General features: G+C 71.6%; 19 protein-coding genes. 10 read left to right on the forward strand and 9 right to left on the reverse strand.

The features are described 5' to 3' along the window. Nucleotides 1–366 precede the first annotated feature (366 nt). The 4 genes from N4G70_RS04650 to N4G70_RS04665 all read left to right on the forward strand — a co-directional run bounded on the left by N4G70_RS04650 (nt 367) and on the right by N4G70_RS04665 (nt 4,752). Nucleotides 367–1,365 (forward strand): TraR/DksA C4-type zinc finger protein, encoded by a 999-nt coding sequence (locus N4G70_RS04650; protein ID WP_261711067.1) that lies wholly within the window; start codon nt 367–369, stop codon nt 1,363–1,365. A gap of 63 nt (nt 1,366–1,428) precedes the next feature. Beyond that, complete coding sequence (gene lspA / locus N4G70_RS04655; protein WP_261711068.1) at nt 1,429–1,995, forward strand: signal peptidase II; 567 nt, start codon at nt 1,429–1,431, stop codon at nt 1,993–1,995. Nucleotides 1,996–2,074: 79 nt separating this feature from the next. Next, nucleotides 2,075–3,016, forward strand: a complete 942-nt coding sequence (locus N4G70_RS04660; protein ID WP_261711069.1) for an RluA family pseudouridine synthase — start codon at nt 2,075–2,077, stop codon at nt 3,014–3,016. 149 nt (nt 3,017–3,165) lie between these two features. Continuing rightward, on the forward strand, nt 3,166–4,752 hold the full coding sequence (locus tag N4G70_RS04665) for a Na+/H+ antiporter (RefSeq protein WP_261711070.1): 1,587 nt from the start codon (nt 3,166–3,168) through the stop codon (nt 4,750–4,752). A gap of 21 nt (nt 4,753–4,773) precedes the next feature. On the opposite strand, the gene N4G70_RS04670 is transcribed toward N4G70_RS04665, so the two are convergent. Next, a complete protein-coding gene (locus tag N4G70_RS04670) occupies nt 4,774–5,883 on the reverse strand; it encodes a mechanosensitive ion channel family protein (RefSeq protein WP_261711071.1) in 1,110 nt (369 codons plus the stop codon). A gap of 81 nt (nt 5,884–5,964) precedes the next feature. On the opposite strand from N4G70_RS04670, the gene N4G70_RS04675 reads away from it, so the two are divergent. Then, nucleotides 5,965–6,546 (forward strand): dienelactone hydrolase family protein, encoded by a 582-nt coding sequence (locus N4G70_RS04675; RefSeq protein WP_261711072.1) that lies wholly within the window; start codon nt 5,965–5,967, stop codon nt 6,544–6,546. 76 nt (nt 6,547–6,622) lie between these two features. On the opposite strand, the gene N4G70_RS04680 is transcribed toward N4G70_RS04675, so the two are convergent. Genes N4G70_RS04680 through N4G70_RS04690 form a run of 3 tightly spaced genes read right to left on the reverse strand, consistent with a single transcriptional unit; the run spans nt 6,623 to nt 9,545 of the window. Then, complete coding sequence (locus N4G70_RS04680; RefSeq protein WP_261711073.1) at nt 6,623–7,432, reverse strand: DsbA family protein; 810 nt, start codon at nt 7,430–7,432, stop codon at nt 6,623–6,625. A gap of 55 nt (nt 7,433–7,487) precedes the next feature. After that, nucleotides 7,488–8,162, reverse strand: coding sequence for a hypothetical protein (locus tag N4G70_RS04685; RefSeq protein ID WP_261711074.1), 675 nt, complete (start codon nt 8,160–8,162; stop codon nt 7,488–7,490). Between the two features lie 54 nt (nt 8,163–8,216). Then, nucleotides 8,217–9,545 carry a DUF2252 domain-containing protein gene (locus tag N4G70_RS04690; RefSeq protein ID WP_261711075.1) on the reverse strand — a complete coding sequence of 443 codons (1,329 nt, stop codon included), beginning with the start codon at nt 9,543–9,545 and terminating at the stop codon, nt 8,217–8,219. 221 nt (nt 9,546–9,766) lie between these two features. Between N4G70_RS04690 and dnaE the strand changes: the two genes are divergently transcribed. Next, nucleotides 9,767–13,312 (forward strand): DNA polymerase III subunit alpha, encoded by a 3,546-nt coding sequence (dnaE, locus tag N4G70_RS04695; RefSeq protein ID WP_261711076.1) that lies wholly within the window; start codon nt 9,767–9,769, stop codon nt 13,310–13,312. 86 nt (nt 13,313–13,398) lie between these two features. Here dnaE and N4G70_RS04700 read toward each other — a convergent pair whose 3' ends face one another. After that, entirely contained in the window at nt 13,399–13,578 is a 180-nt protein-coding gene (locus N4G70_RS04700) for a hypothetical protein (RefSeq protein ID WP_120724270.1), read from the reverse strand. Between the two features lie 263 nt (nt 13,579–13,841). Here N4G70_RS04700 and N4G70_RS04705 point away from each other — a divergent pair, with 263 nt between their 5' ends. The 4 genes from N4G70_RS04705 to N4G70_RS04720 all read left to right on the forward strand — a co-directional run bounded on the left by N4G70_RS04705 (nt 13,842) and on the right by N4G70_RS04720 (nt 17,715). Then, complete coding sequence (locus N4G70_RS04705; RefSeq protein WP_261711077.1) at nt 13,842–15,095, forward strand: NYN domain-containing protein; 1,254 nt, start codon at nt 13,842–13,844, stop codon at nt 15,093–15,095. Nucleotides 15,096–15,180: 85 nt separating this feature from the next. Further along, nucleotides 15,181–16,188 carry an ABC transporter ATP-binding protein gene (locus N4G70_RS04710; protein WP_261711078.1) on the forward strand — a complete coding sequence of 336 codons (1,008 nt, stop codon included), beginning with the start codon at nt 15,181–15,183 and terminating at the stop codon, nt 16,186–16,188. 23 nt (nt 16,189–16,211) lie between these two features. Further along, nucleotides 16,212–17,027, forward strand: coding sequence for an ABC transporter permease (locus N4G70_RS04715; protein WP_261711376.1), 816 nt, complete (start codon nt 16,212–16,214; stop codon nt 17,025–17,027). Nucleotides 17,028–17,061: 34 nt separating this feature from the next. Next, on the forward strand, nt 17,062–17,715 hold the full coding sequence (locus N4G70_RS04720; protein WP_261711079.1) for an ABC transporter permease: 654 nt from the start codon (nt 17,062–17,064) through the stop codon (nt 17,713–17,715). Nucleotides 17,716–17,931: 216 nt separating this feature from the next. On the opposite strand, the gene ybaK is transcribed toward N4G70_RS04720, so the two are convergent. From ybaK to N4G70_RS04740, 4 genes are all read right to left on the reverse strand, one after another. Then, nucleotides 17,932–18,426, reverse strand: a complete 495-nt coding sequence (ybaK, locus tag N4G70_RS04725; protein ID WP_261711080.1) for a Cys-tRNA(Pro) deacylase — start codon at nt 18,424–18,426, stop codon at nt 17,932–17,934. A gap of 33 nt (nt 18,427–18,459) precedes the next feature. Continuing rightward, nucleotides 18,460–19,239, reverse strand: coding sequence for an LON peptidase substrate-binding domain-containing protein (locus N4G70_RS04730; RefSeq protein WP_261711081.1), 780 nt, complete (start codon nt 19,237–19,239; stop codon nt 18,460–18,462). Nucleotides 19,240–19,244: 5 nt separating this feature from the next. After that, on the reverse strand, nt 19,245–20,321 hold the full coding sequence (locus N4G70_RS04735; RefSeq protein WP_261711082.1) for a hypothetical protein: 1,077 nt from the start codon (nt 20,319–20,321) through the stop codon (nt 19,245–19,247). A gap of 196 nt (nt 20,322–20,517) precedes the next feature. Next, nucleotides 20,518–22,122: an oxidoreductase gene (locus N4G70_RS04740; RefSeq protein WP_261711083.1), complete on the reverse strand. Its 1,605-nt coding sequence runs from the start codon at nt 22,120–22,122 to the stop codon at nt 20,518–20,520. Nucleotides 22,123–22,147 lie beyond the last annotated feature (25 nt).

Genomic DNA, 22,147 nt, shown 5'->3' on the forward strand with positions numbered 1-22,147 from the left:
GCTCGCCTCCGGGCTCCCACCGTCCCCGGATCGCTCTGGGCTGCGTACGCCGCTACTCGTCCCGTCCACGCCTCTCGCTGCGGCCAGTGTACGGGGCCCGGCGGGAGGCGGCCGACCGGTTTTCGGCGGGCCCCGGCGCGGGGGCGCGCGTGACCCGAATGGCCACACGGGGCGCGGCGGACTCCGGCGCCGCCCGTCCGGCGGATTACCGGGCCGGGAGCTGGGCACAACCGAGGCAGGTTCGTCCTTCCGCGGGTCCGGGGCGGGGCGAACCGGCGGCGTGCCCCGTTGCCGCGGGCCTGGGGTCGATTTATCGTCCCAGCACGATTCGCGAGCAAGATCACAATATGTGAAGGGGCCGCGGCCATGGTGGCGAAGAAGACCGCCGTAGAGACCACAACGGCGTCCGGAAGAGCCAGTGCCACCCCTGCTGTCGCAGGTGCCACCACGGGCTCGGCGGCCGAGGAGACGACCGGCGGGAAGAGCACCGCGAAGAAGACCCCCGCCAGAAAGTCCTCCGCCAGGAAGAGCACCACCGAGAAGACGCCCGCCAACGAGGCCACCGCCAGGAAGGCGTCCGCAGACAGGACCACCGCCAAGAAGACCGCGGCCAAGGACGCGGACCCGGGCAGCGAGGCGGAGCAGGCCGGGGGAGCGGGCGCCGAGAAGGCGGCGAGCGCGAAGAAGGCGACGGCGAAGAAGGCCGCCGCCAGGAAGACCGCGGCCGGCAAGGCAACCGGGACGGCCCGGACCGCGTCCGACAGGGCGACCGGCAAGACGGCTCCGGCGAAGTCTGCCGGGGCGGGCGCCAAGAAGGCCGCGACCGCGGCCCAGGGGGCGGCTGCGGCCGCGGAACAGACGGGAGCCAACAAGGTGGTTGCGAAGAAGACTGCGGGAGGGGCAACGGCGGCCAGGACCGCCGCGGCGTCGGCGGTGCCGGCGGCCCGTGCCGTCGCCACGGCCGCCCCTGGGGAGCTTCCCGTCCGGCCGGGCGAGGACCCCTGGACGCCGACGGAGGTCGCCGAGGCGCGCAACGAGCTGTCCAGCGAGGTGCTGCGGCTGCGCAGCGAGATCGAGGCCTCGGAGGCGGCCCTGGCCGGCCTGATGCGGGACTCCGGCGACGGCGCCGGTGACGACGACGCGGACACCGGCACCAAGAACATCACCCGCGAGCACGAGATGGCGCTGGCCGCCAACGCCCGCGAGACCCTGGAGCAGACCGAGCACGCCCTGGAGCGGCTCGACGCCGGGACGTACGGGTACTGCGAGGTCTGCGGGAACCCGATCGGCAAGGCCAGGATGCAGGCGTTCCCGCGCGCGACCCTGTGCGTGGAGGACAAGCAGAAGCAGGAACGGCGGGGCTGAGCCCCGCGGAGGTGTGCCGTACTCTCGTGCTCAGTCAGGCACCTAGTCGGTTGAGGGACTCACGTGGCAGAGGCGGAGCGCATCATCGGTACGCCGGATGTGGAAGGGGCCGACGGGCAGGCGGCCCCCGCCGACCGGCCGAAGGGCAAGCGGAAGATCGCCGTGCTGTTCGCGGTGGCGGTCGTCGCCTACCTTCTCGACCTCGGCAGCAAGATGCTCGTGGTGGCCAGGCTGGAGCACCACGAGCCGATCGAGGTGATCGGTGACCTGCTCCAGCTCAACGCGATCCGCAACGCGGGCGCCGCCTTCGGGATCGGCGAGGCGTTCACGGTGATCTTCACGATCATCGCGGCGACGGTGATCGTGGTGATCGCCCGCCTCGCGCGCAAGCTCTACAGCCTGCCCTGGGCGATCGCCCTCGGCCTGCTGCTCGGCGGCGCGCTGGGCAACCTCACGGACCGCGTTTTCCGCTCGCCCGGCATCTTCAAGGGCGAGGTCGTCGACTTCATCGCCCCGAAGGGCTTCGCGGTCTTCAATCTGGCGGACTCCGCGATCGTCTGCGGCGGCATCCTCATCGTGATCCTCTCCTTCCGCGGCCTCGACCCGGACGGCACCCTCCACAAGGACTGACCTCCCCCGGTGCCCGGTCGCGCGCCCGCCCGCCGGACGCGCGGCGGGCGGGGTCGGTGCGGCAAGGCATACTCGACGGGTGAGTACGATTCCCGAGATCCGCACCCTGCCCGTTCCCGACGGCCTCGAAGGCGAGCGCGTCGACGCCGCCATCTCCCGCATGTTCGGGTTTTCCCGTACCAAGGCGGCCGAGCTCGCCGCGGCGGGGAAGGTCCAGGTCGACGGCGCCGTGGTCGGCAAGTCCGAGCGCGTGCACGGCGGGGCCTGGCTGGAGGTCGAGATGCCGCAGGCGCCGGCCCCCGTGCAGATCGTCGCGGAGCCGGTCGAGGGGATGGAGATCGTCCACGACGACGACGACATCGTCGTGATCATGAAGCCGGTCGGCGTCGCCGCCCACCCCAGCCCCGGCTGGACCGGCACCACGGTCATCGGCGGCCTCGCCGCGGCCGGGTACCGCATCTCCACCTCCGGCGCCGCCGAGCGCCAGGGCATCGTGCACCGCCTCGACGTCGGCACCTCGGGCCTTATGGCCGTCGCGAAGTCCGAGCGGGCCTACACCTCGCTCAAGGCGCAGTTCCGCGAGCGGGTCGTCGACAAGCGCTACCACGCCCTGGTCCAGGGCCACCCGGACCCGATGAGCGGCACCATCGACGCCCCGATCGGGCGCCACCCCACCCACGACTACAAGTGGGCCGTGACCGCCGAGGGCAAGCCGTCGGTCACGCACTACGACCTGATCGAGGCCTTCCGCGCGGCCTCGCTGCTCGACATCAAGCTGGAGACCGGGCGCACCCACCAGATCCGCGTCCACATGTCGGCCCACCGCCACCCCTGCGTCGGCGACCTCACCTATGGCGCCGACCCCACCATCGCCAAGCGGCTGCGGCTGACCCGCCAGTGGCTGCACGCGGTGAAGCTGGGCTTCGAGCACCCCTCCGACGGCCGCTGGGTCGAGTTCGAGAGCGACTACCCGGCCGATCTGCGCTACGCCCTGGACGCCATCCGCGCCGAGAGCGAGTAACCCCCTTCCCGGGTTCGCGACGGGCGTGGCCCAGCGGCACCGCCGCCGGACCCTTTGCTCCCCGATGGGCGGTTGGGGCGGGTTGCGTGGCACGCTTGAGGTCTTGATCGTCAAGGCCGCCCAGGCCCGCACCGCCCGGAGGGGAACTCGTGGACCAGCTCGCCCTGCTGCTCGTCCTCCTGCTCGGGGCGGTGGTGACGGTCCCGCTGGGTGAGCGGCTCAAGCTGCCCGCGCCGGTCCTGATGACGATCGGCGGGATCGTCATGGCGCTGCTCCCGTTCGTGCCCAATGTGTCCATCGAGCCGGAGCTCATCCTTCCGCTGGTGCTGCCGCCGCTGCTCTACGCCTCCGTGCAGCGCACCTCCTGGCGGCAGTTCACGGCCAATGTGCGGCCGATCTTCCTGCTGGCCGTGGCGCTCGTCTTCGTGACCACGGCGGCGGTCGCGGCCGTCGCCAACTCCATCGTGCCGGGCCTGCCGATCGGCGCCGCCGTCGCGCTCGGGGCCCTCGTCGCGCCGCCGGACCCGGTCGCCGCGACCGCGGTGGCCGGCTCGCTCGGGCTGCCGCGCCGGCTGGTGTCGATCCTGGAGGGCGAGGGCCTGTTCAACGACGTCACCGCGATCGTGCTCTACCACGTGGCGATCGCGGCCGTCGTGAGCGGCAGCTTCTCGTGGGCGTCGGCCGCCGGTGAACTCGTGCTCTCCGCCGTGGTGGCCGTCGCCGTCGGCCTCGCGCTCGGCTGGGTGGCCAACAAGCTGATGGGCCTGCTCGGCGACCCCACCCTCCAGATCGGCCTCACCCTCCTGGTCCCCTTCGTCGGCTACGTACTGGCCGAGGAGTTCGGCGGCTCCGGGGTGCTCGCCGTGCTGACCGTGGCGCTCTTCCTCGCCGAGCACACGATGGACGCCGACGACGTGCAGGGCCGGCTCGCCGGGGCGACGTTCTGGGAGATCGTCGACACCCTGGTCACCGGGGTGGCGTTCGGCCTGATCGGTCTTGAACTCCACCATGTCTTCGGCACCGCGACCGGCCAGGCGACGCACATGTTCGGCTGGGCCGCGGTCGTGGTGGGCGTCGTCGTGGGCGTACGGCTGCTGTGGCTGCTGCCGGCCACCTGGCTCGCCAAGCGGCTGCACACCAAGCGCGACTACGACGAGGACATCCCCACGTCCTGGCGCGAGACCATCATCATGTGGTGGGCCGGGATGCGGGGCGTGGCCTCCGTCGCCCTCGCCCTCGCCATCCCGCTGAAGACGGCCGACGGCTCGCCCTTCCCCGACCGCGACGAGATCGTCTTCATCGCCTTCGCCGTGATCATGACCACCCTGGTCTTCCAGGGGCTCACCCTGCCGTGGCTGGTGCGGAAGCTGGGCGTACGGGCCGACACGGACGTCGAGCGGGTGCTGGCGCGGGACCTGGCGATCCGGGCCGCCAAGGCCGCCAAGCGGCGTCTGAAGGAGATCCAGGACGTCGAGGAGCTGCCCGAGGAGGTCATGGAGCAGCTGCACCGGCGCGCGTTCGACGTGGGCGCGAAGATCAGCCCCGACATGGTCGACGAGGAGCGGCGCGAGGCGTACGCGAAGCGGGTCGAGCGGATCCGGGCCGTGCAGCGCATCCAGCGCGAGATGATGTCCGCCGCCCGCCACGAGGTGCTGTCCGCGCGCAGCGAGCCGGGGGCGGACCCGGAGATCGTGGACCGGGTGCTGCGGCAGCTGGACGTCCGCAGCCTGAAGTGACCTCCCGGCGCCGGCCCGGCCTCAGGGCCGCCCGCGCTCGTCCTCGATCGCCGGACGCGGCGAAGTCCGCTCGGGCCCGCCGCCGTCCTCGGTGCGCGGCCCGGCCGAGGAGGTCGTGATCCTGGGCAGCGCGTACGGGTGCTCGGCGCACAGCCACGCCACCATCTGCTCGCGGACGGTGACGCGCACCGTCCAGATGTCGTCGGCGTCCTTGGCGGTCACCACGGCCCGCACCTCGATGGTGGAGGGCGTGGTGTCGGTGACGGTGAGCGAGAAGTCCCGGCCGTCCCACGCCGGGCACTCCTTCAGGATCAGCGTGAGCCGCTCGCGCATCAGGGGCAGCGGCGCCGAGTGGTCCAGGTGGAAGAAGACCGTGCCGGTCATCTGGACGCCGCCGCGCGACCAGTTCTGGAACGGCTTGCTGGTGAAGTACGACACCGGCATGGTCAGCCGGCGCTCGTCCCAGGTGCGGACGGCGAGATAGGTGAGCGTGATCTCCTCGACCACGCCCCACTCCCCGTCGACCACCACGGTGTCGCCTATGCGCACCATGTCGCCGAAAGCGATCTGGAGCCCGGCGAAGAGGTTGCCGAGGGTGGACTGGGCGGCCACACCGGCGACGATGCCGACGATGCCCGCCGAGGCCAGCAGGGACGCGCCCGCCGCCCGCATCGCGGGGAAGGTGAGCAGCATCGCCGCGAGCGCCACCACGATGACGATCGCGCTGACCACCCGCTGGATGAGCGTGACCTGGGTGCGGACCCGGCGCACCCGGGCGGGGTCGCGCGTCGAGCTCGCGTAGCGGGTGTACGAGGACTCCACGACGGCCGTCGCGATCCGCACCACCAGCCAGGAACTCGCGCCGATCAGGACCAGCGTCAGACACTGGCCGAGGCCCGCTCTGTGCTCCTGCACCGGCCGCCACTTGATCTCGTCGTAGGAGCCCCGCAGGATCGCGGTGAGCAGGACGAGGTTCAGCGGTATGCGGCAGCGCCGCAGCAGACCCCACAGCGGGGTGTCCCGGTGACGGGCGTCGGTTCGGCGCAACAGTCGGTCGGCGAGCCACCCTACGACGAGCGTGAGCACGACCGAGCCGCCGATGACGATCAACGGACGCAGTACGTTCTCCATGCCCCGACCGTAACGCGCCGCCGACGATCACCGGACGCGCACCCTCCTCGTCTCCCGGGCCGCGGCTGGCACGATGTCCTCATGAACATCATGCTTTTCCACTCCGTGCTCGGTCTGCGTCCCGCCGTGCGGGAGGCCGCCGAGCGGCTGCGGGCCGCCGGTCACGAGGTGCACGTCCCCGACCTGTACGAGGGCCGCACCGCGGAGAGCACCGAGGAGGGGGCCCGGCTCAAGGACGAGATCGGCAAGGAGGAGCTCCTGAAGCGGGCCATTCTCGCCGCCGCCCCCTACTCGGAGCGCGGGCTCGTCTACGCGGGCTTCTCGCTCGGCGGATCCATCGCGCAGACCCTGGCGCTCGGCGACGAGAAGGCCCGCGGTCTGCTGCTGCTCCACGGCACCTCGGACATGGCGGAGAACACGGCCGTGGACGAGCTGCCGGTCCAGTTGCACGTCGCCGACCCGGACCCGTTCGAGTCGGCGGACTGGCTCAACTCCTGGTACCTCCAGATGCGGCGGGCCGGCGCCGACGTGGAGATCTACCGCTACCCGGGCGCCGGCCACCTCTACACCGACCCCGAACTGCCGGACTACGACGAGGCGTCCGCCGAGCTGACCTGGCGCACCGCGCTCGGCTTCCTGGAGAGCCTCGACGACGCGGCGTAGAAACGCCGAACGGGCCGTCCGGGAGCGGGAGTCCGGACGGCCCGTCAGGCAGGTGACTCAGGGAGACGAGACCGGCTCAGCCCTTGAGGGCCTTGTCGATCGCGGCCGTGAAGGAGGCCGGGTCGGACGGCGCGTTGTCCGAGCCCTCGGCGGTGACCTTCTTGCCGTCCATCTTCAGGGTGGGCGTGCCCTGGACGCCGCTCTTGTTGAACTTGTCCGACATGACGAGCGCCCACTTGTCGTAGGTGCCGTCCTTCACCGCCTTGTCGAAGGCCGCGTTGCCCTTGAGCGCCGGAACGGTGTCCGCGATGTCGATCAGGTACTGGCGGTCCTTGAACTTGTCCTGCGTCTCCTCGGGGTGGAACTTCGCCGAGAAGAGCGCCGACTTGTACTCCAGGAACGCCTCGGGGCTGACGTTGAGGGCCGCGCCCAGCGCGCTCAGCGCGGTCTTGGAACCGGTGCCCGGGCTGCCGTTGTCGATGAACGTGGCGCCGATGAACTGGATCTTGTACTTGCCGGCGTCGATGTCCTTCTTGACGGTCGGGCCGACGGCCTGCTCGAACTGCGAGCAGATCGGGCAGCGCGGGTCCTCGTACATTTCGAGGGTCTTCTTCGCGTCGGGCTTGCCGATGACGACGGTCGTGCCGTCGTTGCCCGAGTTGGCGGGCTTCACCAGGGCCTTGTCCTTGGCGGCCTCCCACGCGCTGGGCTTCATGGCCTGCATGATCGCGTAGCCGGCGCCGCCCGCGACGGCGAGGACACCGACGACGGACACGGCCACGATGACCTGGCGACGGGTCTTGGCCCGCTTCGCCTCGCGCTCGCGCTCCGCTCGCAGCCGCTCGCGGGCGGCAGCCTTGTTGGCCTGGCTGTTGCGGGAACTCATGATCTTCTTCTCCGGATGGCAGAGGGAAACGACGGGGGACTGCGGTGCTCGGAGCTCAGACGGTGCCGAGCGACCGGCGGGGCGGTCCCCTTCGTGCCAGGGAGTGCACCAGGAGGCGGGTGGGCGAGGGGCCGGACCGGTGGTGCGCCGGGCGCGCGAGCGGGCCCGGGCGATCGGCGGCGGCCCGCACCACGGCGACGGCCACAAGCAGCGGCCGGAAGGCGAACGCGCCGACCGCGCGCAGCAGCCGGGCCAGCGCCGCCTCACCGCGGCGCAGCCACAGGGCGGCGAGCAGCCCGAGCGTCAGATGGGCGGCGAGCAGCAGCCAGGGCACGGCGGGCCCCGGGTGGGCCGGCATCGTCGCCGCGTCGGCCGGGCCGGACACCGCTCCCAGGGCTCCGCCGCCGCACAGCACGTCGAAGCCGACCGCGCGCAGGGCGCCCGCGACGGGACCCCCCGCCGGGCCGTAACAGACGTGCTGGCCCGTGGTGAACAAAGTGTCGGCGGCCAGTTCCAGCGGGACGAGGGCGCCCGCGATCGCCCAGAAGCCGCGCTCGCGGCCGGCCAGCGCGTACGCGATGACGAACACGGCGCCGGCCGCCGCCGACACCAGCGACAGGGGCAGCGGGACCCGCGAGAGCAGCACATGGGACGCGGCCGAGAGCGTCACGACGAGCGCCGTGAAAAGCGCCGCGCGTGCCGCCCTGAGCTGCGTCCCGGATATGTCCATCGCGGGTGAGTGTGCCATGTCCGGCTGTGAGCCGTGCCTGAGAGTTCGGTGAGACTACAGACCCGGGATCCGACCGTTACGGAACAGGTCGACGAAGATCTGGTGATCCGCCCTGGCCTGCGCCCCGTAGGAGTGCGCGAAGTCCACGAGCAGATCGCCGAAGCCCTCCTCGTCGGCGGCGATCGCCGCGTCGATGGCGCGCTCGGTGGAGAACGGCACGAGCTCGGAGTGGCCGCTCTCGTCGTCCGCCGCCGCGTGCATCGTGGCGGTGGCCCGGCCGAGGTCGGCGACGACCGCCGCGATCTCGTCGGGGTCGTCGATGTCCGACCAGTCCAGGTCCACCGCGTACGGCGAGACCTCGGCGACGAGCTGCCCCGCGCCGTCCAGTTCGGTCCAGCCGAGCCACGGGTCGGCGGCGGCCTGGAGCGCGCGCTGGGAGATCACCGTGCGGTGCCCCTCGTGCTCGAAGTAGCCGCGCACCGCCGGGTCCGTGATGTGCCGCGACACCGCAGGCGTCTGCGCCTGCTTGATGTAGATCACCACGTCGTTCTCCAGGGCGTCGCTGTGCCCCTCCAGGAGGATGTTGTACGAGGGCAGCCCCGCCGAGCCGATGCCGATGCCGCGCCGGCCCACGACGTCCTTGACGCGGTAGGAGTCCGGCCGCACCAGGCTCTCCTCGGGCAGCGTCTCCAGATAGCCGTCGAAGGCGGCGAGGACCTTGTAGCGGGTCGCCGCGTCCAGCTCGATCGAGCCGTCGCCCTCGGTGAACCGGCGCTCGTAGTCGCGGATCTCGGTCATCGAGTCGAGCAGCGCGAACCGGGTGCGGGCGCGGGCGTCGCGCAGCGCGCCGAGCAGCGGGCCCTCGGCGGTGTCCAGGGTGAACGGGGGCACCTCGTCATCCTTGGCGCCGGACGCCAGGGCGTGGATGCGCTCGCGGTAGGCGGTGGCGAACGTGCGCACCAGGGAGGTGATCTGCTCGTCGCCGAGTGCCTTGGTGTAGCCGATCAGCGCCAGCGAGGCGGCGAGCCGCTTCAGGTCCCAGGTGAAGGGGCCCACGTACGCCTCGTCGAAGTCGTTGACGTTGAAGATCAGGCGCCCGTTGGCGTCCATGTAGGTGCCGAAGTTCTCGGCGTGCAGATCGCCGTGGATCCATACCCGGCCGGTGCGCTCGTCCAGGTAGGGGCCGCCGTGCCGCTCCTTCTCCAGGTCGGCGTAGAACAGGCAGGCCGTGCCCCGGTAGAAGGCGAACGCGGAGGCCGCCATCTTGCGGAACTTGACCCGGAAAGCGGCCGGGTCGGCGGCCAGGAGCTCGCCGAACGCGGTCTCGAAAACGGCGAGTATCTCTTCGCCGCGCGTCTCAGCGCTGAGCTGCGGGACCGACATCGCTGGGTGCCTCCTGGTACGTACTGCCTGCGTCACGTTGGGACAGGGTGTGCCCCTTCCAACGCGCGACCGTACCCCGGAGTGCCCGCGGGCCGCCCCGCCGTCGCCTCTCGGCGAGGTGCTCGGCGCCGCGGTTCCCCCTCGACTGTCGGCGGGGCGACGTAGACTCCGAGGCTGTCCCCCCGCTCCACGAGACCCCCTTGCCGCTGGAGGCCCCAACCGTGACTGGCACGTCCAAGACACCGTTCACGCACCTTCACGTCCACACCCAGTACTCGCTGCTGGACGGTGCCGCGCGGCTCAAGGACATGTTCGAGGCCTGCAACGAGATGGGCATGACGCACATCGCCATGTCCGACCACGGCAACCTGCACGGGGCCTACGACTTCTTCCATTCCGCGAAGAAGGCGGGCGTCACGCCGATCATCGGGATCGAGGCGTACGTGGCCCCCGAGTCGCGGCGCAACAAGCGCAAGATCCAGTGGGGACAGCCGCACCAGAAGCGCGACGACGTGTCCGGTTCGGGTGGTTATACGCACAAGACGATCTGGGCGCACAACAAGACCGGCCTGCACAACCTGTTCCGGCTCTCCTCCGACGCGTACGCCGAGGGCTGGCTCCAGAAGTGGCCGCGGATGGACAAGGAGACGATCTCGCAGTGGTCCGAGGGGCTCATCGCCTCCACCGGCTGCCCCTCGGGCGAGGTCCAGACGCGGCTCAGACTCGGCCAGTTCGACGAGGCGATGCAGGCGGCCTCCGACTACAAGGACATCTTCGGCGAGGGCAAGTACTTCCTGGAGCTGATGGACCACGGCATCGAGATCGAACGCCGGGTCCGCGACGGCCTGTTGGAGATCGGCAAGAAGCTCGGCATCCCGCCGCTGGTCACCAACGACTCGCACTACACCTACGCCCACGAGGCGACCGCGCACGACGCGCTGCTGTGCATCCAGACCGGCAAGAACCTCTCGGACCCGGACCGCTTCCGCTTCGACGGCACCGGCTACTACCTCAAGTCCACCGACGAGATGTACGCCATCGACTCCTCGGACGCCTGGCAGGAGGGCTGCCGCAACACCCTCCTGGTCGCCGAACAGATCGACACGGCCGGCATGTTCGAGGCCAAGAACCTCATGCCGAAGTTCGAGATCCCCGAGGGCTACACGGAGGTCACCTGGTTCCAGGAGGAAGTCCGGGTCGGCATGGAGCGCCGCTACCCGGGTGGTGTCCCCGAGGACCGCCAGAAGCAGGCGGAGTACGAGATGGACATCATCATCCAGATGGGGTTCCCCGGGTACTTCCTGGTCGTCGCCGACTTCATCATGTGGGCCAAGAACAACGGCATCGCCGTCGGCCCCGGCCGAGGCTCCGCGGCCGGCTCGATCGTGGCGTACGCGATGGGCATCACCGACCTCGACCCGATCACGCACGGCCTGATCTTCGAGCGGTTCCTCAACCCCGAGCGCGTCTCCATGCCCGATGTCGACATCGACTTCGACGAGCGCAGGCGCGTCGAGGTGATCCGGTATGTGACGGAGAAGTACGGCTCCGACAAGGTCGCCATGATCGGCACCTACGGCAAGATCAAGGCGAAGAACGCCATCAAGGACTCCGCGCGCGTCCTCGGCTACCCGTATGCGATGGGCGACCGCCTCACCAAGGCGATGCCCGCCGACGTCCTGGGCAAGGGCATCGACCTCTCCGGCATCACCGACCCCAAGCACCCGCGCTACAGCGAGGCGGGCGAGATCCGGGGGATGTACGAGAACGAGCCGGACGTCAAGAAGGTCATCGACACCGCCAAGGGCGTCGAGGGCCTGGTCCGGCAGATGGGCGTGCACGCGGCCGGCGTCATCATGTCCAGCGAGCCGATCGTGGACCACGCGCCGATCTGGGTGCGGCACACCGACGGCGTCACCATCACGCAGTGGGACTATCCGCAGTGCGAGTCGCTCGGCCTGCTGAAGATGGACTTCCTGGGCCTGCGCAACCTGACCATCATGGACGACGCCGTCAAGATGGTGAAGGCCAACAAGGGCATCGACCTGGAGATGCTCTCGCTTCCGCTGGACGACCCCAAGACCTTCGAACTGCTCTGCCGCGGTGACACCCTCGGCGTCTTCCAGTTCGACGGCGGCCCGATGCGCTCGCTGCTGCGCCAGATGCAGCCCGACAACTTCGAGGACATTTCCGCCGTCTCGGCCCTGTACCGGCCGGGCCCGATGGGCATGAACTCGCACACGAACTACGCCGAGCGCAAGAACGGCCGCCAGGAGATCACTCCGATCCACCCGGAGCTGGAGGAGCCGCTCAAGGAGACCCTGGGCCTCACCTACGGCCTCATCGTGTACCAGGAGCAGGTGCAGAAGGCCGCCCAGATCGTCGCCGGGTACTCACTGGGCGAGGCCGACATCCTGCGCCGCGTGATGGGCAAGAAGAAGCCCGAGGAGCTGGCCAAGAACTTCGTCCTCTTCCAGGCCGGCGCCCGCAAGAACGGCTACTCGGACGCCGCGATCCAGGCGCTGTGGGACGTCCTGGTCCCGTTCGCCGGATACGCCTTCAACAAGGCGCACTCCTCCGCGTACGGCCTGGTCACCTACTGGACCGCGTATCTGAAGGCCAACTACCCGGCCGAGTACATGGCGGCGCTGCTCACCTCGGTGAAGGACGACAAGGACAAGTCGGCCATCTACCTCAACGAGTGCCGGCGCATGGGCATCAAGGTGCTGCCGCCCAACGTCAACGAGTCGGTGCACAACTTCGCCGCCCAGGGCGACGACGTGATCCTGTTCGGCCTGGAGGCCGTGCGCAACGTCGGTACCAACGTGGTGGATTCGATCATCCGCTCCCGCAAGGCGAAGGGGAAGTTCGCCTCCTTCCCCGACTACCTGGACAAGGTCGAGGCCGCCGCCTGCAACAAGCGCACCACGGAATCCCTCATCAAGGCGGGCGCCTTCGACACGATGGGCCACACCCGCAAGGGCCTGACCGCCCAGTTCGAGCCCATGATCGACAACGTGGTCCAGGTCAAGCGCAAGGAGGCCGAGGGACAGTTCGACCTCTTCGGAGGCATGGACGAGGGCAGCGACGAGCCGGGCTTCGGCCTGGACGTCGAGTTCGGCGACGTCGAATGGGAGAAGTCCTATCTGCTCGCCCAGGAGCGCGAGATGCTCGGCCTGTACGTCTCCGACCACCCGCTCTTCGGCCTGGAGCACGTGCTGTCCGACAAGGCGGACGCGGGCATCGGCCAGCTCACCGGCGGGGACTACTCGGACGGCTCGATCGTCACCATCGGCGGCATCATCTCGGGCCTCCAGCGCAAGATGACCAAGCAGGGCAACGCCTGGGCGATCGCCACCGTCGAGGACCTGGCGGGCTCCATCGAGTGCATGTTCTTCCCGGCGACCTACCAGCTCGTCTCGACACAGCTCGTCGAGGACGCGGTGGTGTTCGTCAAGGGACGGCTCGACAAGCGCGAGGACATCCCGCGCCTGGTCGCGATGGAGCTGATGGTCCCCGACCTGTCGTCCGCGGGCACCAACGCCCCGGTCGTCCTGACCATCCCCACCGTGAAGGTCACCCCGCCCATGGTCAGCAGGCTCGGCGAGATCCTGGGCCACCACCGGGGCAACACCGAGGTGCGGATCAAGCTCCAGGGCCCGCGCTCGACCACCGTGCTGCGGCTCGACCGGCACCGGGTCCAGCCCGATCCGGCCCTCTTCGGCGACCTGAAGGTGCTGCTCGGCCCGTCCTGCCTGGCCGGCTGAGCTCCGGCACCTCCCGCGCGGGGGAGACGGTACGAGAAAGGGGCGCACCCCGTCGGGTGCGCCCCTTCTTTCGCTCGCAATGACGGCTAGTTATGACCGAAGCGACGCTGGTGCTTACGCGCAACATCCGCCGGGCTGCCCTGGGCCTGTGCCTGGGGCATGGCCTGGGCCTCCATCGCGGAGGACTTCGCCTGCTGCTCGCCGCGCTCGGCGGCGCTGGAGCGGTCCTGCTGACTGTCCGACTTGCGGTTCTTGTTCTTGGCCATGGTGCTGCCTCCTGTGGGAACTCGGGGCCAGGGCCGCTGTCAGACTCACACACACGGACAAAGAGCGCATTTCGGATCATTACCGTGCGTGAGCGGGGTGTGACACCCCAATCCGCCACGCCGATGATCGAGTTCCGGTGCTCAACCCCCGCACGGTCGGGCAGACTCGAAGGAAACCCGAATCCCGTTCGGTGATCTCCCGATTTCCCGCTCCTGATTTCTTATGTCTTCGGCTTTTCCGTTCCCGAAAGAGGGTGGAACGCATGGACCGCTGCGTCGTCCTGGTGGATGCCGGCTACCTACTCGGTGCCGCCGCGAGTCTGCTCGCCGGAGAACCGGCCCGTTCCCGCATCACCGTCGACCACGCCGCCCTGATCCAGGGGCTCCGCGAGCGCGCCGAGGCCGACACCCAGCAACCGCTCCTGCGTATCTACTGGTTCGACGGCGCGCCCGACCGGGTGCCCCAGCCCGAGCACCGCCGGCTGCGCGTGATGCCCAGAGTGACGGTCCGCCTGGGTGCCCTGACCCGCAGCGACGGCCGCTGGGCACAGAAGGGCGTGGACGCGGCGATGCACGCCGAGCTGACCGAACTCGCCCGCAACCGGGCCTGTTCGGACGTGGTCCTGGTGACCGGCGACGGCGATCTGCTGCCGGGTCTGATGTCCGCCAAGGAACACGGCGTCGCCGTCCACCTCTGGGCGGTGCAGGCCGCCGACGGCGACTACAACCAGTCCGAGGACCTCGTCGCCGAGGCCGACGAGCGCCGGGTGCTCGACCGGGCCTGGATCACCCAGGCCGTCCGCGCCCGCGACCTCACCGGCATCTGCGCCCCCGCCCCGGCCCCCCGCCCCGAGATCGCCGCGATCCTCTCCGCGCCGCTGCCCGAATCGGCGCTCGCCGCCTCCGCCGAACGCGCCGCCGAAGCCCAGGCCGCCGCCGCGCGCAACGGCACCGCGGCGGCGCCCGAGGCCCCCGGCGAGAACGGCGCCTCCGTGCCCGCCCCGGGCGGCGCCAAGGGCGTGCCGACCCCGAAGGACCTCGCCTCCCTGCGCGGCCCCGGAAGCACCCCGGCCGCCGCGTCCGTGCCCGCCTCGGCCACCCTGCGCTGGTCCTCCGACAAGGGCTGGGTGGAGCGGCCCGGCTCCGCGCTCGGCGAATCCCCCGAGACCGCCTCGCTGCCCACCCTGGCCCAGCTCACCAGCGCCGAGCAGCGCTGGGCGGACCGCGAGGAGGACATCACCACGGTCGGCGGGGACCCCTACGAAGTGGGCCAGGTCTTCGCGCGGCGCTGGATGGAACGCCTCCCCGAGCCCTCGCACGTACAGAAGCTGTCCACGATGTACCCGCGCATCCCGCACCGCATCGACGGTGAACTCCTGCGCTACGCCGCCCGGTTCGGCCTCCTGGCGCACAAGGACGACCAGATCGACGAGCACGACCGGTACGCGATCCGGGCCGGCTTCTGGCGCGAGATCGACGTACGGGCCGCCGCCGAGCGCCAGCCCGCCGGCGAGTAGCGCGGCCGTCGCGGGGCGGCGCGGGCCGAGCGCTAAGCCGCCCCCGGGACCGGACGGGTCCCCGGACCCCTTAGGCTCGTTCCCCGTGAGTACCGGCACAGCAGCGGCCCGGGCCGACACCGTTTGCGCGGTGCGGGGCCTGGTCAAGACGTACCCCGCGACCAGGGGCCGACGAGGTGCGCCCGGTACGCCCGAGGTCCGCGCCACCGACGGGATCAGCCTGGAGGTGCGGCGCGGCGAGATCTTCGGCCTGCTCGGCCCCAACGGCGCCGGCAAGTCCACCCTCGTACGCCAGCTCACCGGGCTGATGCGGCCCGACTCCGGCTCCGTCGAGGTGCTCGGACACGACCTGGTGCGCCACCCCGAACGCGCGGCCCGCCTCATCGCCCACCTCGGCCAGGAGTCCACCGCGCTCGACGAGCTCACCGTCGCGCTGGCCGCCGAGACCACCGGCCGGCTGCGCGGACTCACCCTGCGCGAAGCCCGCGCCGAACGCGACGCCGTACTGGCCGAACTCGGCCTCGACGACATCGCCGGACGGCCGCTCAAGAAGCTCTCGGGCGGCCAGCGCCGACTGGCCTGTGTCGCCGCCGCCCTGGTCGGTGAGCGGCCCGTCCTCGTCCTGGACGAACCCACCACCGGCATGGACCCGGTCGCCCGGCGCGCCGTGTGGGCGGCCGTCGACCGGCGCCGGGCCGAACGCGGCGCGACCGTGCTCCTCGTCACCCACAACGTCATCGAGGCCGAGACCGTCCTCGACCGGGTCGCCGTGATCGAGCGCGGCCGCGTCATCGCCTGCGACACCCCCGCCGGGCTCAAGGCGCGGGTCGCCGACGAGGTGCGGGTCGAGCTGGTGTGGCGCGACCGCGCTCCCGTCGAGGTCCCCGAGGTCGCGGCGCTGCGCGCGTCGGCCCAGGAGTCGGGGCGGCGCTGGACGCTGCGGCTCAGCCCCGAGCGGGCCAGGGCCGCCGTCGCCACCGTCACCGGCGGCCCCGCCTTCGCGGCCCTCGACGACTTCACCCTGGCCACGCCGAGCCTGGAAGACGTCTACCTCGCCCTCGGCGGCCGCACGGAAGGGCTGGTGAAGGCGTGAGCGCCATTCCTGTGGAGAGCGGCATGGAAGCCGTGGCCGAGCGGGCCCCGGCCGGTGCCACCCAGCACTTTGACGCCCCGCTCGCCGCCCCGCTGGCCCCCCGGGCCCGGCTGCTGCCCGCGCTCGCCGCCGTCTACCGGGCCCAGCTCTCGCGGGCCCGGGTCGCCCGGATCCCGCTGCTCTTCGTCGCCACGTTCCAGTCCGTCGGCATCATGATCCTCATGCGCGGGGTGGTGGACGGCGGGAGCGAGGCCCGCTCGGTGGTCGCCGGATCGAGCGTGCTCGTCGTCGCCTTCGTCGCGCTCAATCTGCTCGCCCAGTACTTCGGCCAGCTACGGGCCGGCGGCGGCCTCGACCACTACGCGACGCTGCCCGTGCCGGCGGCGTCGGTGGTGCTCGGCACGGCCGCCGCGTACGCCTCCTTCACCGTGCCGGGCACCGCCGTCACCGCCGTCTTCGGCTGCGTCCTGTTCGGGCTTCCGATGGGGCACCTGTGGATCCTGGCGGCGGTGATCCCGCTCGCCGGGGCCGCCCTTTCCGGGCTCGGCGCGGCCCTCGGGCTGCTCGCGCCCCGCCAGGAACTCGCCACCCTCTTCGGCCAGTTGGGGATGTCGGCGGCGCTGCTGCTCGGAGTGCTGCCGGCCGGCCGGATGCCGGGGCCCATCGCCTACGCCCGTGATCTGCTGCCCTCCACCTACGGCGTGGAGGCCCTGGCGCGGAGCTTCGACACCCACCCCGACTGGGCTCTGGTCGGCCTCGACCTCGGGGTCTGCGCAGCCGTCGGCGTCGTCTCCCTCGCCGTGGCGGCGTGGGCCTACCGCCGGGCGGCGGTCCGGTGAGGCAGCCGCAGGACACGCCTGGCACGATGTCAGGGTGACCGCACCTCTGACACCGCCCCATCAGCAGCCACCGGGCGACGACCCGTGGCAGACGCACGCCGCGGGTTCGCACCCCGCAGCCGTCGAGGAGGCGGCCGCCATGAAGAAGGAACTGCGGGACGCGGTGATCATCGCCGCCGCGGTGACGGTGGCCGGGGTGGCGCTGGGGCTGCTGTGGCTGTGGCTGGCACCCCGGGTGCCGTTGATCGCCGACGACAAGGCCGTCTTCCTCAAGGACACCGAGGGGGAGGAGGCGATCGGCGGTGACGGAACGTTCATCTTGCTGGCGCTCGGACTCGGCGTGCTGAGCGCAGCCGCGGTCTTCCTGTTCCGCAGGAACGGCGGCATCGCCCCGGTGGTCGCGCTCGCGGTCGGCGCGCTCCTCGCCTCCGTACTCGCCTGGCGCCTGGGCATCTGGCTGGGCCCCAACCAGGACGTGGTGGCCGCGGCCAAGGCGGCCGGACAGGGCGTCACCTTCGACGCACCGCTGAAACTCGACGCCAAGGGCGCGCTGCTGGCCTGGCCGGTCGCCGCCATGGCCGTCCATCTGGGCCTCACGGCCCTGTTCGGGCCCCGGGACCCGGATCCGGTGTGGCAGGTGCCGCCGCTGGACCCGGGCCTGGGAAAGCCGGACTCGGCCGGCCACTGACGACCGTGCTCAGGCCGGGCGCCTTCCGTGGTTGGCCTGGCCCTTTCTGACGCGCCACTTGCGCTTGCGGGTCCGCTTCGACATGGGCGTACCTCCCGTCCTCGGGGTCTAGTCGAGGACGGGGCCCGCGTCGAGCCCCCGCGAAGGTTCCGATGGGCTCCAGTGGGCTCCGGTGGGCTCCGGTGGCGACAATCCGCCGGGCTCCCGCCCCCCGCGCTAGCTCCGTCCGATGGGGGCGAGCAGCGCCCCGGTGAGGGCCGCGAGATCCCCGGGGGACAGCTCGACCTCCAGGCCGCGCCGGCCCGCCGAGACGCAGATCGTGGCGTGCGCCGAGGCCGAGTCGTCCAGGACCGTACGCAGCCGCTTGCGCTGGCCGAGGGGCGAGATGCCGCCCCGCACATAGCCGGTGGTCCGCTCGGCGGCCGCCGGGTCGGCCATCGTGGCCCGCTTGCCGCCGACCGCCGAGGCCAGCGCCTTGAGGTCGAGCGATCCGGCCACCGGGACCACGGCCACCGTCAGCTCGCCGTCCACGTCGGCGACCAGGGTCTTGAACACCCGCTCCGCGCTCACCCCCAGCGCCTGCGCCGCCTCCTCGCCGTAGGAGGCGGAGGCGGGGTCGTGCGCGTAGGCGTGCACGGTGAAGGCGGTGCCGGCCGCGGTCAGGGCCACCGTCGCCGGGGTGCCCCCGCTCTGCTGCTTCTTCTTGGCCAAGTCGGCCCTCCGGTCGGTCGGTTGGGCCCTGGGTCAGTTGGGACTGGTGGGCGTGCGGGTCAGGTCCACCGCGGGCAGCGACGGCAGATGGCGGATGACGGCGGTCTCCGCGCGCAGCAGGTGCAGCTCCTCGCGCAGCCGCGTCGCCGTGTCCGGGGCCTGGAGCAGACGCTGTTTGGCCGGGACGTCCAGGACGGCGGCCGCCGCGACCAGATAGGACACGACGGAGGGCTCGTCGGGGAGGTCGGCGGTGCCGGCCAGGGAGCGTTCCCGGGCGCCCGCGAGCCGCTTCTGGTACGCGCGGAAGGCGCGCAGCACGCCCTCGGCGAGCGCGCCCGCCTCCTCGCCCGGCTCCTCGGGGAGCTCCTCGACCTCGGCGGTCAGATACGGCCCGCTCGCGTCGACCGACAGGATGCGGATGCGGGTGGTGCCGGTGGCCAGGACCTCGAAGCTGCCGTCCGAGCGCTCCCGGATCGTGGCGGCGTCCGCGACGCAGCCCACCCGGTGGAAGGCCTGGATCGGGTCGGCGCCGAAGCCGGCCGCGGGCCCCTTCTCGGGCTGGGCGGTCTGGTCGGGCAGTCCGGGGGCGGTCGGCGCCACCTCCCGCCCGTCCCGGATCGCCACGACGGCGAAACGGCGCGGCTCGTCGCCGGCCTCACCCTCGGAGCCCAAGGAGCCGGATGCGTCGGTGCCCGTCTTCAGCAGATCGCGCATCATGGCGCGATAACGCTCCTCGAAGATGTTCAGCGGCAGGACGAGGCCGGGGAACAGAACCGAGTTGAGCGGGAAGAGTGGTAGGCGTGCGGTGGTCACAACGCTCAAGCGTAATGGCCGCCGGAGCGAGCTCGTCCTGGCTTCTGGCGCTCCCGCCCCCAGGGCGTGCTCCCGGCGACCTCGCAGCGCACGAACTCGCGCAGTTCCAGGAACTGGCCCAGCGGATCGGCGGCCAGATGCAGCCAGGGAAAGGACGTGGCGTACGGCCCGATGCGCCGGAACTCCTCCAGCGTCTCCGGCCAGCGTCTGCGCACCACGAGGACGTAGGCGAGCAGGTTGCGGACCTCGGCCGGCCAGGGGTCGCCGGGCTCGTAGGCGGCGGACACCTCGATGCCGAGATCGGCCGCCGCGTCGATCCGCTCGTACGGGATGCTGTGGCCGCCCCCGCCCGCCAGATAGGCGAAGGCCGCGCGGGCCGGCAGGGCGCGGATCAGCGAGCCCGGCAGGGAGTCCTCGGCGGCCCGCTCGGCGAAGTCGAAGCACTCGCGGTGCGAGCCGTACCACTGGGCGGAGAGGTACTGGAGCGCCGCCACATGGCAGCCGTAGTGGTGCGAGGAGCGGTGTATGGCCTCGCCCCACAGTTCCTCGAAGACGGTGTGCGGCGCATGGGTGCCGCGGGCGTGGTCCAGGGCGATCCGCCAGGGCACCGGATCGTTCGGCTCGCCCTCGGCCGCCGAGAGGATCAGCGGGGCCACCTCGCGCAGCCGCTCGGCCCGCGCGGGCGAACCCCAGGCCCGCACGATCGCCAGCTCCGCCTTGACCAGCAGCGCGTCCGGGTCGCGGGGCGCGTCGGCCAGCCAGCGGGCGAGCCACTCGGGCCTGCTGACCGCGAAGGCGGCGAGCCGGACCGTGTAGCGGTCGCGGTTCTCCCACTCGGCCAGCTCGCGGGTGGCGGCGAGGAGGTGCGCCGCCGCCTCGTACTCGCCGAGCGCGGCCGCGACGAGCGCGGGGGCGAGCCGGGCGTCGGGGGCGTCGAGCAGCACGTCCCGGCCGTCGGGCAGACCCGGAGCGGGGACCAGCGGGGGCCTTCCGTGCTCGACCGGAGCCGAGAGTCTGGGGAAGTGCCTGGCCCGCCGGGCTGTGCGGATCAGCGCGGATACGAATGTCATGGTGTGGACCATTGAAATCCGCAGGTGAGGACCGCGCCAGAGGGCCGCTGTGAAGCTTCTGTATCGGTGGTGAGGGTTGTACGGGCCGGGGTCAAGGCCCGGCAAATTCGCCCGTACCGGGCTCCGCGGGGGACCGGTGAAGACCTCGGGCAGGGCCGGCGAAAACCCTGCGGCCGACGCCCTGGGTCCCCTCCGTCCGCCCTCGCCCTCACCCCCTGCGCAGCAGTCGTGACGCGCCCGCCGCCACGGTCGTGGCCAGGATCCAGCCCAGCATGATCAGCAGGGCCGCCGCCCACTGCCAGGGCCCGGAGAGCTTCCAGTAGCCGTCCTGGCCCAGGTTGACCACCGGAATGAGGAGGTCGAGCGAGTAGAGCGCCGCGTTCCAGTCGGGGTGCTCGTCGGCCTTGATCGGCCGGGGGTCGTAGTGCGAGAACGCGAGGGTGCCGGCCGCCCACAGGATCGCCATCCACAGCGCGGCCCGGCCGGGCCGGTAGCCGTAGGCCACCGTCAGGTCCTGGAGCACCCCCCACGCCTTCGCGGCCAGCGGCAGCGTCTCGCGCCGCCTGCGCTGCTTGGCCAGCAGAACCGCCCGGGCGTCCGCGTCCTCACCGCAGCCGCGCAGCACCGCGGCGAGCCGCTCATACGGCTCGGGCGCGTACTCGGGCGTCGCCGCCGTCACCCACTCCAGCCGCTCGGCCAGCGTGAACGGGCCGATGGGGATGAGGTTCTCGTAGGTGAAGCCGTTCATCGTGAGATGGCCGGGCCCGGGCCAGCTGTCCGCCATGTCGACCAGGTTGACCACCCGGGCCCCGGACAGCACGACCTTGCCGCGCTCGGGGTGCTGCCCGGTGAAGCGCAGCTCCGGTGCCTGGATGCGGCGCAGCGACAGCTCCTGGGTGTCGGTCATCACGACGCGGGACTGGGCCAGGTCCACGGCGTCCCCGAACCGCCCGTCGTCCAGGCGCAGCCCGCCCTGGCATTCGAACGGCTGGATAAGGGTGCCCCGCACGGGCGTGTTGGTGTAGTTCGTCCCGTACGGCGGGGTGGTGCCCGCCTGGTTGCCGCTCGGATAGACGGCCGCCGAGGTCAGATACAGGGTGCGCTCCACGGTCAACTGCGGTGCGTTGAGGGCACGTTGGCCGTCCGGGTTGATCAGTCGGCTGCCGCGCAGGCTCAGGGTCACGCCGACCTTCGCGGCGCGCAGGCTCAGCTCCCCGTACGACTCGATCAGATCGGCCTGGAGGTCCTGGGCGACCGAGAGCCCGTCGGCCGCGATCGAGCGGCCGTTGCGGTCGCCGTGCACCACGACCTGGCTGAGCAGGAGGTCGGTGCCGATGTGCGCGTCGGTCAGCCGGATGCCGCCGGCGACCCGGCAGCGCGGCAGGTGCAGATCGCCCTCGGTGGTCAGGCGGGCCGCCTCCAGGCGTGGGATCGCGCAGCTCACCATGCGCACGGTGGTGAAGTGGGCCTCGGGGAGCAGGACCTCGTTCTCGAACCGGCAGTTGTTCAGCTCGACGTACGGGGTGATCGTGCCGCCGGACAGGTTGAGGATGCCGGTGATCTGCACCCCGTTCAGCTTCAGCGCGGCGACCCGGCCGGGCAGCGCGGGCGGCCCGCTCAGCAGGAGCAGCGCCACCACCCTGGCCCGCACGCTGCGCCCGGGCCCCCAGGGGCGCGCCGCGAACGGATCGTCGCGTACCGGATTGCGGGTGCGCAGATCGTAGGTACTGCCGTTGCGGAACGCCTGCCACATCCCCAGCTCCGCCGGACTGAGCCAGTCCGGAGCCTCACCCGGATCGGGCGCCTCGGTCAATGCCGTCCCCCTCGCCGTCCACCCT

The organism is Streptomyces sp. ASQP_92 (assembly GCF_025399895.1).
In the GTDB taxonomy this organism is placed as follows: domain Bacteria; phylum Actinomycetota; class Actinomycetes; order Streptomycetales; family Streptomycetaceae; genus Streptomyces.

What these genes read in the sequence shown, in the direction of transcription:
- N4G70_RS04735 (WP_261711082.1), bottom strand. Translation starts at nt 20,321, where the DNA reads ATGGTCCACACCATGACATTCGTATCCGCGCTGATCCGCACAGCCCGG.
- N4G70_RS04675 (WP_261711072.1), top strand. Translation starts at nt 5,965, where the DNA reads ATGAACATCATGCTTTTCCACTCCGTGCTCGGTCTGCGTCCCGCCGTG.
- N4G70_RS04715 (WP_261711376.1), top strand. Translation starts at nt 16,212, where the DNA reads ATGGAAGCCGTGGCCGAGCGGGCCCCGGCCGGTGCCACCCAGCACTTT.
- N4G70_RS04690 (WP_261711075.1), bottom strand. Translation starts at nt 9,545, where the DNA reads ATGTCGGTCCCGCAGCTCAGCGCTGAGACGCGCGGCGAAGAGATACTC.
- N4G70_RS04685 (WP_261711074.1), bottom strand. Translation starts at nt 8,162, where the DNA reads ATGGACATATCCGGGACGCAGCTCAGGGCGGCACGCGCGGCGCTTTTC.
- N4G70_RS04650 (WP_261711067.1), top strand. Translation starts at nt 367, where the DNA reads ATGGTGGCGAAGAAGACCGCCGTAGAGACCACAACGGCGTCCGGAAGA.
- N4G70_RS04705 (WP_261711077.1), top strand. Translation starts at nt 13,842, where the DNA reads ATGGACCGCTGCGTCGTCCTGGTGGATGCCGGCTACCTACTCGGTGCC.
- N4G70_RS04680 (WP_261711073.1), bottom strand. Translation starts at nt 7,432, where the DNA reads ATGAGTTCCCGCAACAGCCAGGCCAACAAGGCTGCCGCCCGCGAGCGG.
- N4G70_RS04670 (WP_261711071.1), bottom strand. Translation starts at nt 5,883, where the DNA reads ATGGAGAACGTACTGCGTCCGTTGATCGTCATCGGCGGCTCGGTCGTG.
- N4G70_RS04700 (WP_120724270.1), bottom strand. Translation starts at nt 13,578, where the DNA reads ATGGCCAAGAACAAGAACCGCAAGTCGGACAGTCAGCAGGACCGCTCC.